Raw genomic sequence first — 13,148 nt, forward strand, 5'->3', positions numbered from 1 at the left:
CGGTGTCGGGTCGATCGAGTGGTGTCGGATGGCGAGGTGGCCGATGAACGGACGCTCCCGGAGCGCCCTCGACCGCGCGCGTGAGTACTTCGTCGACCGCGGCTCCGTGAACGCCCGCGGCGTCGTCCGGCCCGAGATCGTCGACTCCTGGGAGCGGTCGCGGAACGCCGGCGTCGACGCCACCCAGCTGGCCCTGCCCTACGAGCCCGACCTCGACTTCGACGGCAGCCTCACCCACTGCGCCCGCCCGGTCCTCGACGACCTGGCCGAGCGCCTGTCGGGGATGTCGGTCGCCGTGGTGCTCACCGACGCCGACGGCCGGGTGCTCGAGCGGCGCGTCGGCGAGGGCGAGCTCCAGCGCCGCCTCGACGAGATCTCCCTGGCCCCGGGCTTCAGCTACGCCGAGGAGTTCGCCGGCACCAACGGGGTGGGCACGTCCCTGGAGGGCGCGACCCCGGCCCTCGTGGTCGGCGCGGAGCACTTCAGCGAGCGGCTGCAGGCCTTCGCGTGCGCCGGGGCGCCCGTGCGCGGCCCCGACGGCGCGCTGGCGGGGATCCTCGACGTCACGTGCCTGCGCGCCGAGGCGAACGACCTCATGCGCTTCCTCGCCCACCAGGCGGCCACCGACATCGAGGACGTCCTGCGCGAGCGCGGCGGGGCCGGGGTGCGCCGGGTCATGGCGGCGTTCCGCGCGACGTGTGCGCGCGCCCGGGGCCCGGTGCTCGCGGTCACCGAGGACATCGTCATGGCCAACCGGGCCGCGCGGGCCCTGCCTGCGGGCGACCAGGACCAGGTGACGATGCGGGCGATCGACGTCGGCACCGGGGCGCGGCCGTGGCAGGAACGGGTGCTGCTCGCCGACGGTCCCGCCCGCCTGATGATCACGCCGGTGCCCACCGGGCGCCCCGTCGGGGTGGTCATCGAGGTGGTGCCGAGCCGCAGCAACCTGCGCCTCGCCGGCCGCGAGGAACCCCTGCACCGGGTGCTGCCGGCGCCGCCCGCCCCGGCGCGCAGCAGCGCGCTGCCCAACCCCGGACCCGGCCTCGACCGGCCGCTCGCCGGGCTCGCCGGCGACTCCCGGGCCTGGCGGACCGCGGCGAGGGCGCTGCGTACCGCGGCGTCCGCGGCGCGCAGCACGGTGGTGCTGGGCGAGCCGGGCACCGGCAAGGCGGCGGCGGTCCGGGCCGTGCACGGCGAGATGCGCCCGACGGCCCGCTGGATCACCGTCGACGGGTCCGACCCCGAGGCGGCGGTCGTCCTGGCCGGGTACGCCTCCGAGGCGTCCGCCTCGCCCCAGGGCAGCCGCAGCGCGGCCACCGTCGCGATCCGCCACGCGGAGGCGCTCGACGCCGCCGGGGCCGGCGCGCTCACCGCGCTGCTCGAGGAGGTCCCGCCCACCTGGTGGGTCGTCGGGCTCGTGACCGCCGAGCGGACCCCCGAGCACGGCCAGATCGGCGAGGTGCTGGCCGGGTTCGCCACCTCGGTGCTCGTCGACCCGTTGCGCCGCCGGCCCGAGGACGTCCCGCTGCTCGCCACCGCGCTGCTGGCCCGGCTCGCCCCCGCGCGGCGTGCCGGCTGCACCCCGGAGGCGGCCGCCCTGCTCGCGGGGGCCCGCTGGCCGGGCAACGTCACCCAGCTCGCCGACGTCCTGCGCCGCGCCCTCGCCGCGCGTCCCGCCGGTGACATCACCCCCGCCGACCTCCCCGGGGAGTTCGCGGTCTCGGGCACCCGGCGTCGTCTGACCCCGCTCGAGGCCGCGGAGCGCGACCTCATCGTGTCCGCGCTGGTGGAGGCGAACGGCAACCGTTCGCAGGCGGCGGCCGTCCTCGGGATCGGCCGCGCGACGCTCTACCGCCGGCTGCGGGCCTTCGGGATCACCGACGTGGGCCGCTGACCAGGCGGTCCTCGTCGTCGGCGACGTCCTCGGCCGCCACGGACCCGTCCGGCCTGCCGCCCAGCGCCGCGGGGGGTGTCCCCTCGCCGGCCCACTGCTCGCTCGCCCACCGCGCCACCTCGTGCACGGCGTCGACGAGCTCGTCGTGGTCGGTGGCGAGCCGTCGCGCGGAGCACGACAGGCCCAGGGCCACGGTGGCGGCACCGGAGGGCGAGACGACGGGGGCGGCGATCGTCGCGAGGCCCTCGGCGTACTCCTCGCGGTCGAGCGCGATCCCGTCGCGGCACACCCGCTCGAGCTCGGCACCGAGCTCGGCCTGGTCGGTGATCGTGGCGTACGTGAGGTCGGTCAGCTGCTCGGCCGCGATGGCCTCGCGGTACGCCGGCGAGGTGGCCAGCAGCACCTTGGTCATCGCGAGCGCGTGGGCGTGGTGCGGCGGGACGTGCGTGCCCAGGCCGGGCAGCTTGGCCAGGCCCTGATGGCCACGGGAGTCGGTCACCGTGGCCACCAGGGTGCCGGTGCGGCGCACGAGGTAGGACCTCTGTCGCGTGCGCCGGTAGAGCTCGGTGGTCGCCTCCGCGAGCACGGCACCCGGGTCGGGATCGCCGGGCACGGGACTCGGGGAGGCACCCCACCGGCCCCAGGGCGGGGCCTCGGTGAGCCGTACGCGACCGGAGCGGTCGCGCTCGGCGTAGCCGGCCTCGCACAAGGTGTTGATCATGTATCGCGCCGTCGAGGCGCTCTTGCCCAGGCGCTCGGCCAGCTCCGCGGCGCACAGGCCCGCGGGGTGGTCGCCGAGCAGACGCAGTGCACGCAGGACCGTGGCCGCGGTCTTCAGAGACCGCGAGCCGCCGCCCGTCGACACACCGTCGTCGTCCACGTGCCTGAATCTAGGACCGCCGGAGGGGTGACACCTGTCTCAATGTGGGACGGCGCCCGACCGGGTGGGGGGCGCGGGACCCCCCCCTGGGCGTCGCCACGGCACCCCGACGAACCCGGGGGTCGGGCACCGGAGCGGGCACCCGGACGTTGGAGGAGAGTCGGAGGTGACGGTGGGGACGGTCCCGCCGCACGAGGAACGGAGACGTCATGGCCACGCTGACCAGACCGCAGCACGGCACGGTGATCGCGGGGGTGTGCGCCGGGCTCGCGGAGCGGTTCGGCATGTCCGCCGGGGTCGTGCGGCTGCTGTTCGTGCTGTCCTGCCTGCTGCCGGGCCCGCAGTTCATCATCTACATCGCGCTCTGGGTGATCATGCCGAAGCGGTGATCAGGAGGGGTTCAGTCCGCTGCCAGCCGACTCTCAGCGTCCGCCCACAGGATGGGACGACACGGACGGGGCCGAATCCGTCGGTCCCGGCGCCGAGAGGAGTCGGACATGGATGCGCTCCTGGTCGTCCTCGTCGTGGTCGCGCTCCTGGTGCTCGTCACCGGTGGCTCGGCCGTGCAGGCGGTCCAGCAGTACCAACGAGGCGTCGTCCTGCGGTTCGGGCGACTCCTGCCCACCGTGCGCGGACCGGGCCTGCGGGTGATCGTCCCGTTCGCCGACCGGATGCGGAAGGTGCCGGTCCAGACGACGGTGCTCGACGTGCCGTCGCAGAACGCGATCACCCGGGACAACGTGACGATCGGCGTCGACGCCGTCGTGTACTTCCGGGTCAGCGATCCGGTCCGCGCCGTTGTGAACGTCGACGACTACCTGCGGGCCACCTCGCAGGTCGCCCAGACCTCGATGCGCTCGGTCATCGGGCGCGCGGACCTCGACACGTTGCTCACGGACCGCGACGCCATCAACGGTGAGCTCAAGGCGGTCATCGACGCGCCCACCGAGGACTGGGGCGTGAGCATCGACCGCGTGGAGATCAAGGACATCGCGCTGCCCGAGGGCATGCGCCGCTCGATGTCGCGGCAGGCCGAGGCCGAGCGCGACCGGCGCGCCCGCGTCATCTCCGCCGAGGGCGAGCTGGAGGCGTCGGAGAAGCTCACCCAGGCCTCCGAGCGCATGAGCGCCGCACCGGGTGCCCTGCAGCTGCGGCTGCTGCAGACCGTCACGGACGTGGCGTCGGACAAGAACTCGACGCTGGTCATGCCGCTGCCGGTGGAGCTGCTGCGGTTCTTCGAGCACACGACGGGCGCCCCCGCGGCCGCGTCGGCGGCCGGGGCGGCCACGGCGGGTCCGGCGGACGAGCCGGGTCAGGCCGCGAACGACACCGCGGCCGTGCAGCGGGCGATCGACGCCGTCGCGGAGCCGCTCACCACAGGTTCCCCGGCAGGTCGCGGGTGAGGTCCGCGAGCTCACCGCGGGTGCGCGCGGCGTAGGCCCGGGCGGCACGGTCGTCGAACTCCTCGACGCTCAACCGTCCGTTGCCCACGGCCCGCTGCAGCCGCTCGACGGTGAGCTCGCGTTCCGCGTCCGAGGCCCGCACGTCCCTCTGCACGTCCCCATCATCCCTCGATCGGGACGCTCGCCTCCGTGGGCTGCGCGACCCGGCCGAACCGCGAGTCGGCCGGGTCGGCGAAGACGTGGAGACCGAAGGTCGCGGACAGCTCGCGGCAGAGGTTCACCCCGCGCACCGAGTTGCCGTGCTCGTCGAGGCCCGGCGAGTAGACGCCGAACCCGAAGTAGCGGGGCAGGACGCAGACGATGTCGCCCGAGACGCCGCTCTTGGCCGGGATGCCGACCTCGTTGGCCCACTGGCCCGCCGCGTCGTACATCCCGCAGCTCATCATCACGCTGACGATGCTCCGGACGTGCTCGCGGGCGACCGCGCGCTCGCCGTTGAACGGGTTGATCCCGCCCTTGGCGAGCGTGGCGCCCATGACGCTGAGGTCGGCGGCGGTCACCGTGATGGAGCAGGCCGACAGGTAGGTCTCCACGACCTCGTCGATGTCGCCGTCGATCATGCCGAGCGAGCGCATGATGTAGCAGAGCCCCAGGTTGCGGTCGTTGCTGCGCAGCTGCTGCCGCAGGATCCGCTGGTCGACGGCGAGCTCGGGGTTCCCCGCGTAGACGCGGTAGCGCTCCAGGATGCGGTCGACCTTCTCGTCGACGTCCTTGCCCGCCACGAGGCTCGCCGCGACGAGCGCCCCCGCGTTGATCATCGGGTTGTGGGGCCGGTGGTGGACCTCGTCGAAGGTGATCGAGTTGAACGGGTCGCCGGAGGGCTCGACGCCGACGTGGCGCAGGGTCTCCTCCGTGCCGTTGTCCTCCAGGGCGAGCCCGTAGGTGAAGACCTTCGACACCGAGTGCAGCGGGAACGGCACGGAGCAGTCGCCCGCCTGCCACTGCGTCCCGTCGATGTTGGTGCCGGCGAGCCCGAAGAGGTGGCGGTCGGCCTCCGCCTCGGGCGGGTAGAAGCTGACCACCTCGTCCTGGCCGGTCAGGCGGTACTTCTCGTGGAGCTCGTCGAGCTGCTGTCGGACGAGTTCCCGTTCTCCTACGGCGACCACGAGCGGCATTGTGCCCGCCGTGCGCCACACGCGGGTCAGACCCGGGTCAGGCGCGGCCCTCCGGTGCGGCGCAGGCGCCCGAAGCGGGTCTGGTCGGGCGACGAGAACATGTGCAGCCCGTAGCGCTCGGAGAGCTCGCGGAACACGGCCTGGCCGCGCACGGAGTTGCCGTGCTCGTCGAGGCCGGGCGAGTACGTCGCGAGGCCCAGGCGCCCCGGCATCACCGCGACGATCCCGCCCGACACGCCGCTCTTCGCCGGGATACCGACGTCGGTGGCCCACTCGCCGGTGGCGTCGTACATCCCGCAGGTCATCATCACGCTGACGACGTCGCGGACGTGGCGGGTGTCGAGCGCGCGCTCGCCGGTGAGCGGGTTGACCCCGCCGTTCGCCAGCGTCGCGCCGAGGGCCGAGAGCTCGCTGGTGGTGACCCGCACCGAGCACATCGACAGGTACACCGAGAGGTTGTCCTCGATGCCGCCGGAGATCATGCCCAGCGAGCGCATGAGGTAGCTGATCGCGAGGTTGCGGTCGGCGGAGACGAGCTGGTCGGCGAGCAGGTCGCCGTCCACCACGAGGTCCGGGACGCCGGTGAACACCCGCAGTCGCTCCAGGATCCGCGCGACCTTCTCCTGGGGCGAATCGCCCGCGACGAGGTAGGCCGCGACGAGCGCCCCCGCGTTGATCATCGGGTTGTGCGGGCGCTGGTGCTCGTCGTCGAAGGTGATGGAGTTGAACGGGTCGCCCGACGGCTCGACGCCGACGTGGCGCAGGGTCGCCTCGCGGCCGTTGTCCTCGAGCGCGAGCGCGTAGGTCACGATCTTCGAGATCGACTGCAGCGGGAACCGGTGCTCGCAGTCCCCGACGGTCCACTGCGTGCCGTCGACCGCCGTCCCGGCCAGCCCGAAGATGTCCTCCTCGCCGTCGGCGGCGGGGAGGGCGATCGAGACGATGTCGTCCTCGTGCGCCTCGGAGTGGTGATCGTGCAGCTGCTCCAGCTGCTCCTGGACCAGGGCCTCCTCGGCATCGCTCACCACGATCGGCATCCTCCCTCCCGTCCGGTGGGTGCGCTGCGGGGGGATCCGGGGCATGCTCAGTGGCGTTCGACACCGACGTCGTCCCGCACCGAGGTCCCGCCATGGAACGCCTGCCCGAGCCCCGTCCCGGCCCGCTCACCGACCGCGAGCGGCAGGCCCTGGCGCAGCTCGCCGCGCACGAGTCGGCCGCCGATCCCGCCTTCGCCGAGCGCCTGGGCGCGCGGCCTCGTCGTCGCGGGGGCCGCGTGCCGTGGCTGGTGGCCGCGGCGCTCGCGGTGATCGGCGTCGCCCTGCTGCTCGTGCCCGGCCCCTGGGTGCTGGCGGGCGTCGCGACGCTCGTGATCGTCGTCGTGCCCGTGGCCCTCATCGCCTGGGCATTGGGCCAGGGCGACCGACCCCCCATGTGAGCGAAGTTCCCGGCCATCACCGGGAACATCGCTCACGTGAGCTTGGCCAGCGCCTTCGTGATGCGCTGCTCGGAGACGGGGCCCGCGGTGCCCACGTCCTGGGCGAACAGGCTCACCCGCAGCTCCTGGAGCATCCAACCGATCGCGTCGTAGGCGTCGCGGTCGAAGGTGCGCGGCTCGGCGGCGGCCCGGGTCCGCTGCGCGCGGTAGGCCGACTCGGCGCGGTGGATCTCCTCGGTGGCCTCGGCGTCCCGTCGGGGGGCGGTCGGGAGCTTCTCGAGGCGCCGGCGCGCGGCCCGCAGGTAGCGCACGACGTCGGGCAGGCGCGCCACCGGCGTGCGCGCGACGAAGCGGTCGCCCACCAGGGTGCGCAGCTGCTCGCGCACGTCGTCGAGGGCGTGCCCGACCGACCGGGCGCCGAGCTGGTCGATCGCCAGCTCCACCGGCCCGGCCTCGCCGAGCACGGACTCCGCCCGCGAGAGCACCTCGGCGGCCGCGGCCGGCAGCCGGGCGGCGACGTGGGCGCGCAGGGCCTCGAACGCCTCGGGGTCCCACGCCGGCCCGCCGCCCGTGGCGACGAGGGCGTCGATCGCGGCGTCCACACAGTCCTCGGCCAGGGCCGCGACGTCCCTGTAGCCGCCGGTGGCCATCGCGCCCCGCAGCCGCAGCACCGCCGTGTTGTCGAGCGAGCGCACCAGCGACTTCGCCGGTGAGGACAGCGCGAGGCGCAGCAGTCGCCGGGTGCCGGCGCGCATCGCGTCGCGCGCCTCGAGCGCGGAATCGAACACCCGCACGTCCACCGCGTCCCCGCGGTCGACCAGGGCGAGGTGCGCGGTCACCGTGCCGCCGGGGCGCTGCTGCTCGCGGGTGCGGGGCAGCGTCCCGATCTCGCCGAACGAGGTGACCCCGCGGCGCTCGACCCCGTCGGCGACCGCGGCGACGGCGGCGCGGGTCTGGGCGGCGTGCCGGCGGCGCAGGGCGCCCAGGTCCGGGCCCTCGTCGATCGTCGCGCCGTCGTCGCCGACCACCCGGAACGTCAGCCGCAGGTGCGACGGGAGGCCGGCCACGTTCCACGCGTCGGTGGGGATGGTGAGGCCCGACAGCCGGCGGACCGCGTCGGACAGGGCCGGCAGCAGGGGCTCGTCGGCGGCGGGCCGGCCGTCGTGGGCCAGCCGGGCCGCGAGCGCGCGGGCGGTGTCCGGCGCCGGCACCAGCGAGCGGCGCAGGTTCTTGGGCAGCGAGCGCACCAGCGAGGTGAGCATCTCGTCGCGCAGCCCCGGGACCTGCCACGCGAGGTCCTCGGCGCGGACCTGCCCGAGCACCGCGAGCGGCACGCTGACCGTGACACCGTCGGTCTCGGCGCCGGGCTCGAACGCGTAGGACAACGGCAGGGTCAGCCCACCCGCGTTCCAGGTGTCCGGGTACTGCTCGGTGCTGGGGGCCTCGCCGGCGAGCAGCGTCGCCTCGTCGAGGTCGAGCAGGTGCGGCTCACGGCGGGCGGCCTTCTGCCACCAGCGGTCGAAGTGCCGCACCGAGACGACGTCGGCGGGCACGCGCGCGTCGTAGAACGCGTAGATCGTGTCGTCGTCGACCACCAGCTCACGGCGGGCGCGGCGCTCCATCTCGGCGACCTGCTCGAGGCGCTCGCGGTTGCGCGTGACGAACGTGTGCCGGGTGTTCCAGTCGCCCTCGACCAGGGCGTGGCGCACGAAGAGCTCGCGGGCCACCTCGGGGTCGATGCGTCCGTAGTCGACGGTGCGGTCCATGGCGAGCGGGACGCCGAACAGCGAGACGCGCTCGGTGGCGACCGCGCTGCCGCGCCGCTTCGACCAGCGCGGCTCGGAGTACGTGCGGGTGACGAGCTCGCCCGCCGCGGCCTCGACCCACGCCGGGTCCACGCCCGCGACCGTGCGCGCCCACAGCCGGGAGGTCTCCACCAGCTCGGCGGCCATGACCATCGTCGGGGGTCGCTTCGCCACGGTCGAGCCCGGCCAGATCGCGAACCGGGCGCCGCGGGAGCCCTCGTACTCGATGAGCGCCCGGCGCCGCGGCTTCCCGGTCTTCGGGTCCTTCGGCGGCTCCTGCGCCAGGCCGATCTGGGAGAGCAGGCCGGTGAGCAGGGCCTGGTGGACGCGGTCCGCGACGTCCTTGGTCAGCTCGGCACCCGGCTCGTTGCGGGTGAGCCCCAGCTCGTCGCCGAGCTGGCGGATCTGCGCCGCGAGGTCCTGCCACTCGCGGATGCGCAGGAAGTTGAGGAACTCGGCCCCGCAGCGCTTGCGGAACTGGTTCGACGAGAGCTCGCGGCGCCCCGAGCGCACGTGCTCCCACAGGTGCACCCAGGACAGGAAGTCCGAGCGCGGGTCGGTGAACCGGGCGTGCGCGGCGTCGGCCTCGTCGGTCTTGTCGGCCGGTCGCTCTCGCGGGTCCTGGGCGGAGAGGCCGGCCGCGATGACGGTGACCTCGTGCAGGCAGCCCAGCTTGTCGGCCTCGAGCACCATGCGCCCGATGCGGGGGTCGACGGGCAGGCGCGCCAGCCGGCGGCCGATCTCCGACAGCCGCGTCGGGTCCCCGAGTCCATCCTTCCCCGTCGCCCCGGCCAGCGCCCCCAGCTCGGTCAGCAGCCGCACGCCGTCGCGCACCGCCAGCCGCTCGGGCGGGTCGACGAACGGGAACTCCTCGACCGGCCCGAGCTTCGCGCCGGCCATCTGCAGGATCACCGACGCGAGGTTCGTGCGCTGGATCTCCGGGTCGGTGAACTCTGCGCGCGCGTCGAAGTCGTCCTCGGCGTAGAGCCGGATGCAGATGCCGTCGGCGACGCGCCCGCAGCGCCCGGCCCGCTGGGTGGCGGACGCCTGCGAGATCGGCTCGATCGGCAGCCGTTGCACCTTGGTGCGCCGCGAGTACCGCGAGATGCGCGCGAGGCCGGGGTCGACGACGTAGCGGATGCCCGGGACGGTCAGCGACGTCTCGGCGACGTTCGTCGCGAGCACGACCCGTCGTCGGCCACCCGACGACGGCTCGAAGACGCGGTGCTGCTCGGCGGAGGACAGGCGCGCGTAGAGGGGGAGGACGTCGAGGTCCTCGATGTGGGCCTGGGCTGCGTGCTCGCGGAGGGCATCGGCCGCGTCGCGGATCTCCCGCTCGCCGGAGAGGAAGACGAGCACGTCCCCGGACGGCCCCTCGCGGCGGAGCTCGTCGACGGCCTCGACGATGCCGTCGACCTGGTCGCGCTGATCACCCTCGTCGTCCACCAGGGGCCGGTACCGCACCTCGACGGGATAGGTGCGCCCGGAGACCTCGATGATCGGCGCGTCGCCGAAGTGGCGCGAGAACCGCTCCGGGTCGATCGTCGCCGAGGTGATGATGACCTTGAGGTCCGGGCGGCGCGGGAGCAGCTGGGCGAGGTAGCCGAGCAGGAAGTCGATGTTGAGGCTGCGCTCGTGGGCCTCGTCGATGATCAGTGTGTCGTACCGGCGCAGCATCCGGTCCTGCTGGATCTCGGCGAGCAGGATGCCGTCGGTCATGAGCTTGACGAGCGTGTCCTCGCTCGCGCGGCTGGTGAAGCGGACCTGGTAGCCGACGGTGTCGGTGCCGGTGGTGCCGAGCTCCTCGGCGACGCGTTCGGCCACGGTGCGCGCCGCGATCCGCCGGGGCTGGGTGTGGCCGATCGTGCCGAGCACGCCCCGGCCCAGCTCGAGCGCCATCTTCGGCAGCTGCGTGGTCTTGCCGGAGCCGGTCTCGCCGGCCACGACGACCACCTGGTGGGTCTCGAGGGCCGCGCGGATGTCGTCGACGCGCCCGCTGATCGGGAGCTCGTCGGGGTACGCGACGGCGGGCACCGACGCCCGGCGGCGCTCGAGGCGCGCCTCGGCGGCGGCGACGTCGCGGCCGATGGTCGCCAGCGTGTTCTCGCGGCGTGCTTCGTCGTCGATCCGGCCGGCGCCCTCCAGGCGGCGCCGCAGCCGGTGGGCGTCCGCGGTGCCGAGGGCGGCGACGCGCGCGGCGAGGTCGCCGCCGACGTCGGTCTGCCTGTCGGTCGCGGCGGGCACGGCGGCACTCCTCCTGCGGGCGGTGGGGATGCGGGCACGAGACGGCCCTGTCCCCATTGTCAGCGCGCGGGGCCACGCCGGTGTTCCCGACCCGTCTGGTGACGCAACGAAGCGGATACTAGGCTGTTCGAGTGATCGCGATGGCAGGTGTGGTCAACGGACAGTAACGTCTGGGGCGGTGACACGACGTCGTGGTCACCGTCGGTGACCAGAGCGGGAGGGGTCGGTGAGCGTGTCGGACGGGCGGGCGGACACCGAGCTGGTGGTGCTCGCCGCGGGCGGCGACCAGGCCGCGTTCGCCGAGCTCATGACCCGTCACCGGCCCCGGCTCTACGCGGTCTGCCGGCGCGTCACCTGCCACGACCAGGACGCCCAGGAGGCGCTCCAGGAGACGATGCTCCTGGCCTGGAAGCGCCTCGGCGAGTTCGACGGCCGCTCCGCCGTCGGCACCTGGCTCTACCGGGTGGCCACGAACGCCGCGATCGACGAGGTCCGCCGGCGCAAGCGCACCCCCGAGCCGACCGAGGCCGCGTCGATGCCCGAGCCGACGCCGCACCGGGGCGCCGACGGCGCCGTCGTCGCCCGGATGGACGTCGACCGCGCCCTGGCCGAGCTGCCTCCGCAGTACCGTGCGGTCGTGGTGCTCCGGGAGCTGTGCGACCTCACCTACGCCGAGATCGCGGAGCTGCGCGAGATCCCGATCGACACCGTCAAGTCCCAGCTGTCCCGTGGCCGCCAGGCCCTCGTCGAGCTGCTCACCGACCGTCCTGCCGCCCGGACCGCATGACGAGGACGGCATGACCGAGTCAGGGCCGGTCGGCCCGGTCACCTCCCGCCTCATCGCGGTCTGCACCCGCACCCGCGACCAGCTGCGCACCCCGGAGCTGCGCGAGCGTCTCGACGGGCTCGTGGCGCGCCTCGGGGAGCCGAGCATCCGCGTGGCCGTCGGCGGCCGGATGAACGCGGGCAAGTCGACGCTGGTCAACGCCCTGCTCCAGGAGCGGCTCGCGGCCACCGGCGCCACCGAGACGACGCGGCTCGTCACGTGGTTCCGGCACTCCCACCAGGCGCGCCTGCGCGTGCACCACCGCGACGGCACCGACCGGCTGCTGCCGCTCGCGCCGGGGGGCGGCGTCGGCGCGACGGTCGCCGGGGCGGGCTCCGACGTCCCCGGGATCGCCCACCTCACCGTCGAGACGCCCAACGACGCGCTGGGCCGCCACACGATCGTCGACACCCCGGGCACCGACTCGCTGAGCCGGCTCGACCCGGACTCGCTGGGCGCCCTCGGCGACGCCGACGCCGTCGTCTACCTCATGCCGCATCCCGGCGAGCGCGACGTCGAGGCGATCGACGCGGTGCGCGGCTGGACCGGCGGCCTGCGTCTCGGCGCGGCGAACATGATCGGCGTCCTCAGCCGCATCGACACCCTGTCCGGCGAGGACGACCCCTGGCCGACCGCCCACCGGGTGGCGCAGCGCTACGCCCGCGAGCTCCGTGCCGTGCTCTCCGACGTCGTCCCCGTGGCCGGGCTGCTCGCCGAGACCGCCCGCGGGCCGGACTTCGGCGAGGCCGACGCCCGGCTCCTGCGCGCCCTCGCCGACGGCGACCGCGGGCGGACCACCCGCGCGCTGCGCACGGTGCAGCGCTTCCGCGGCTGGGACGACGCCCCGGTGGACGTCGGGGACCGCGAGCGGCTCCTCGAACTGCTCGGCCTGCACGGCCTCCGGGTCGGCCTCGAGCTGCTCGACGAGGGCCGGCGCGCGACGGCGGCGCTGCTCGAGGGGTTCGCGCGGCGCTCGGGGATCGAGACGGTGCTCGAGCGCATCGACACCGTGTTCGTCGCGGGCGCCGATCGACTGCGCGCGAGCGCGGGCATCGCGGCCCTCGAGCACCTCGGGTGGGACGCCGTCGACGAGGTCGACCGCCGCTCGCTGCTCTCCCTCCAGTCCGAGCTCGACCGACTGCGCCTCGAGCCCGCCCTGCGCCAGGTGGACCTGGCCGCTGCGCTGGTCGACCTCGAGGCCGGGCGGATGCGCCTCGCCGACGAGCACGTCGCCCGCCTGCGCGACCTCGCCACCGGCAGCGACGACGCCCGGCGCCTCGGGCTCGACCCCGGCGCCGACCGCGAGGCCGTGGTCGCCGCGGCCACCGCCCAGATCCCGGCGTGGCGCGCGCTCGAGGCCCGCCCGTCGCGGGTGCTGCAGCGCCACGTCCGCACCGCCCGCGAGATGTGCGAGCACATCCTGTTCGCCGGACCATCGCAGGCCCCGACCTGGCAGGCTCGATCGGAGAGCCGGTGATCGCCGGGT

11 protein-coding genes are annotated in these 13,148 nt (G+C 74.6%); 6 read left to right on the top strand and 5 right to left on the bottom strand.

The features are described from left to right. The first annotated feature begins 43 nt into the window (after positions 1-43). Positions 44-1,894, top strand: a complete 1,851-nt coding sequence (locus OG774_RS23135) for a sigma-54-dependent Fis family transcriptional regulator (protein WP_328304725.1) — start codon at positions 44-46, stop codon at positions 1,892-1,894. Here OG774_RS23135 and OG774_RS23140 read toward each other — a convergent pair. Beyond that, positions 1,875-2,774: an IclR family transcriptional regulator gene (locus OG774_RS23140; protein ID WP_328304727.1), complete on the bottom strand. Its 900-nt coding sequence runs from the start codon at positions 2,772-2,774 to the stop codon at positions 1,875-1,877. The genes OG774_RS23135 and OG774_RS23140 overlap by 20 nt on opposite strands. A gap of 209 nt (positions 2,775-2,983) precedes the next feature. Between OG774_RS23140 and OG774_RS23145 the strand changes: the two genes are divergently transcribed. Next, on the top strand, positions 2,984-3,163 hold the full coding sequence (locus OG774_RS23145) for a PspC domain-containing protein (protein ID WP_328304729.1): 180 nt from the start codon (positions 2,984-2,986) through the stop codon (positions 3,161-3,163). 108 nt (positions 3,164-3,271) lie between these two features. After that, positions 3,272-4,177 carry a slipin family protein gene (locus tag OG774_RS23150; RefSeq protein WP_328304730.1) on the top strand — a complete coding sequence of 302 codons (906 nt, stop codon included), beginning with the start codon at positions 3,272-3,274 and terminating at the stop codon, positions 4,175-4,177. On the opposite strand, the gene OG774_RS23155 is transcribed toward OG774_RS23150, so the two are convergent. Genes OG774_RS23155 through glsA (OG774_RS23165) form a run of 3 tightly spaced genes read right to left on the bottom strand, consistent with a single transcriptional unit; the run spans position 4,146 to position 6,389 of the window. Next, positions 4,146-4,331: a DUF1707 SHOCT-like domain-containing protein gene (locus OG774_RS23155; protein WP_328304732.1), complete on the bottom strand. Its 186-nt coding sequence runs from the start codon at positions 4,329-4,331 to the stop codon at positions 4,146-4,148. The two genes, OG774_RS23150 and OG774_RS23155, sit on opposite strands and share 32 nt — an antisense overlap. 7 nt (positions 4,332-4,338) lie before the next feature. Then, on the bottom strand, positions 4,339-5,343 hold the full coding sequence (gene glsA, locus OG774_RS23160) for a glutaminase A (protein WP_328304734.1): 1,005 nt from the start codon (positions 5,341-5,343) through the stop codon (positions 4,339-4,341). Between the two features lie 35 nt (positions 5,344-5,378). Then, the gene (gene glsA / locus OG774_RS23165) at positions 5,379-6,389 is read right to left on the bottom strand and encodes a glutaminase A (protein WP_328304736.1); all 1,011 of its coding nucleotides are present in this window, start codon (positions 6,387-6,389) and stop codon (positions 5,379-5,381) included. Between the two features lie 92 nt (positions 6,390-6,481). Here glsA (OG774_RS23165) and OG774_RS23170 point away from each other — a divergent pair, with 92 nt between their 5' ends. Next, complete coding sequence (locus OG774_RS23170) at positions 6,482-6,787, top strand: DUF3040 domain-containing protein (protein WP_328304737.1); 306 nt, start codon at positions 6,482-6,484, stop codon at positions 6,785-6,787. A 32-nt stretch (positions 6,788-6,819) separates the two neighbouring features. Here OG774_RS23170 and hrpA read toward each other — a convergent pair whose 3' ends face one another. Further along, complete coding sequence (gene hrpA, locus OG774_RS23175; protein ID WP_328304738.1) at positions 6,820-10,836, bottom strand: ATP-dependent RNA helicase HrpA; 4,017 nt, start codon at positions 10,834-10,836, stop codon at positions 6,820-6,822. 226 nt (positions 10,837-11,062) lie between these two features. Here hrpA and OG774_RS23180 point away from each other — a divergent pair, with 226 nt between their 5' ends. Further along, a complete protein-coding gene (locus OG774_RS23180; protein WP_328304739.1) occupies positions 11,063-11,623 on the top strand; it encodes an RNA polymerase sigma factor in 561 nt (186 codons plus the stop codon). 10 nt (positions 11,624-11,633) lie between these two features. Continuing rightward, complete coding sequence (locus OG774_RS23185; protein WP_328304740.1) at positions 11,634-13,139, top strand: dynamin family protein; 1,506 nt, start codon at positions 11,634-11,636, stop codon at positions 13,137-13,139. Positions 13,140-13,148 lie beyond the last annotated feature (9 nt).

It is taken from the genome of Actinomycetospora sp. NBC_00405, assembly GCF_036044095.1.
In the GTDB taxonomy this organism is placed as follows: Bacteria; Actinomycetota; Actinomycetes; order Mycobacteriales; family Pseudonocardiaceae; genus Actinomycetospora; species Actinomycetospora callitridis.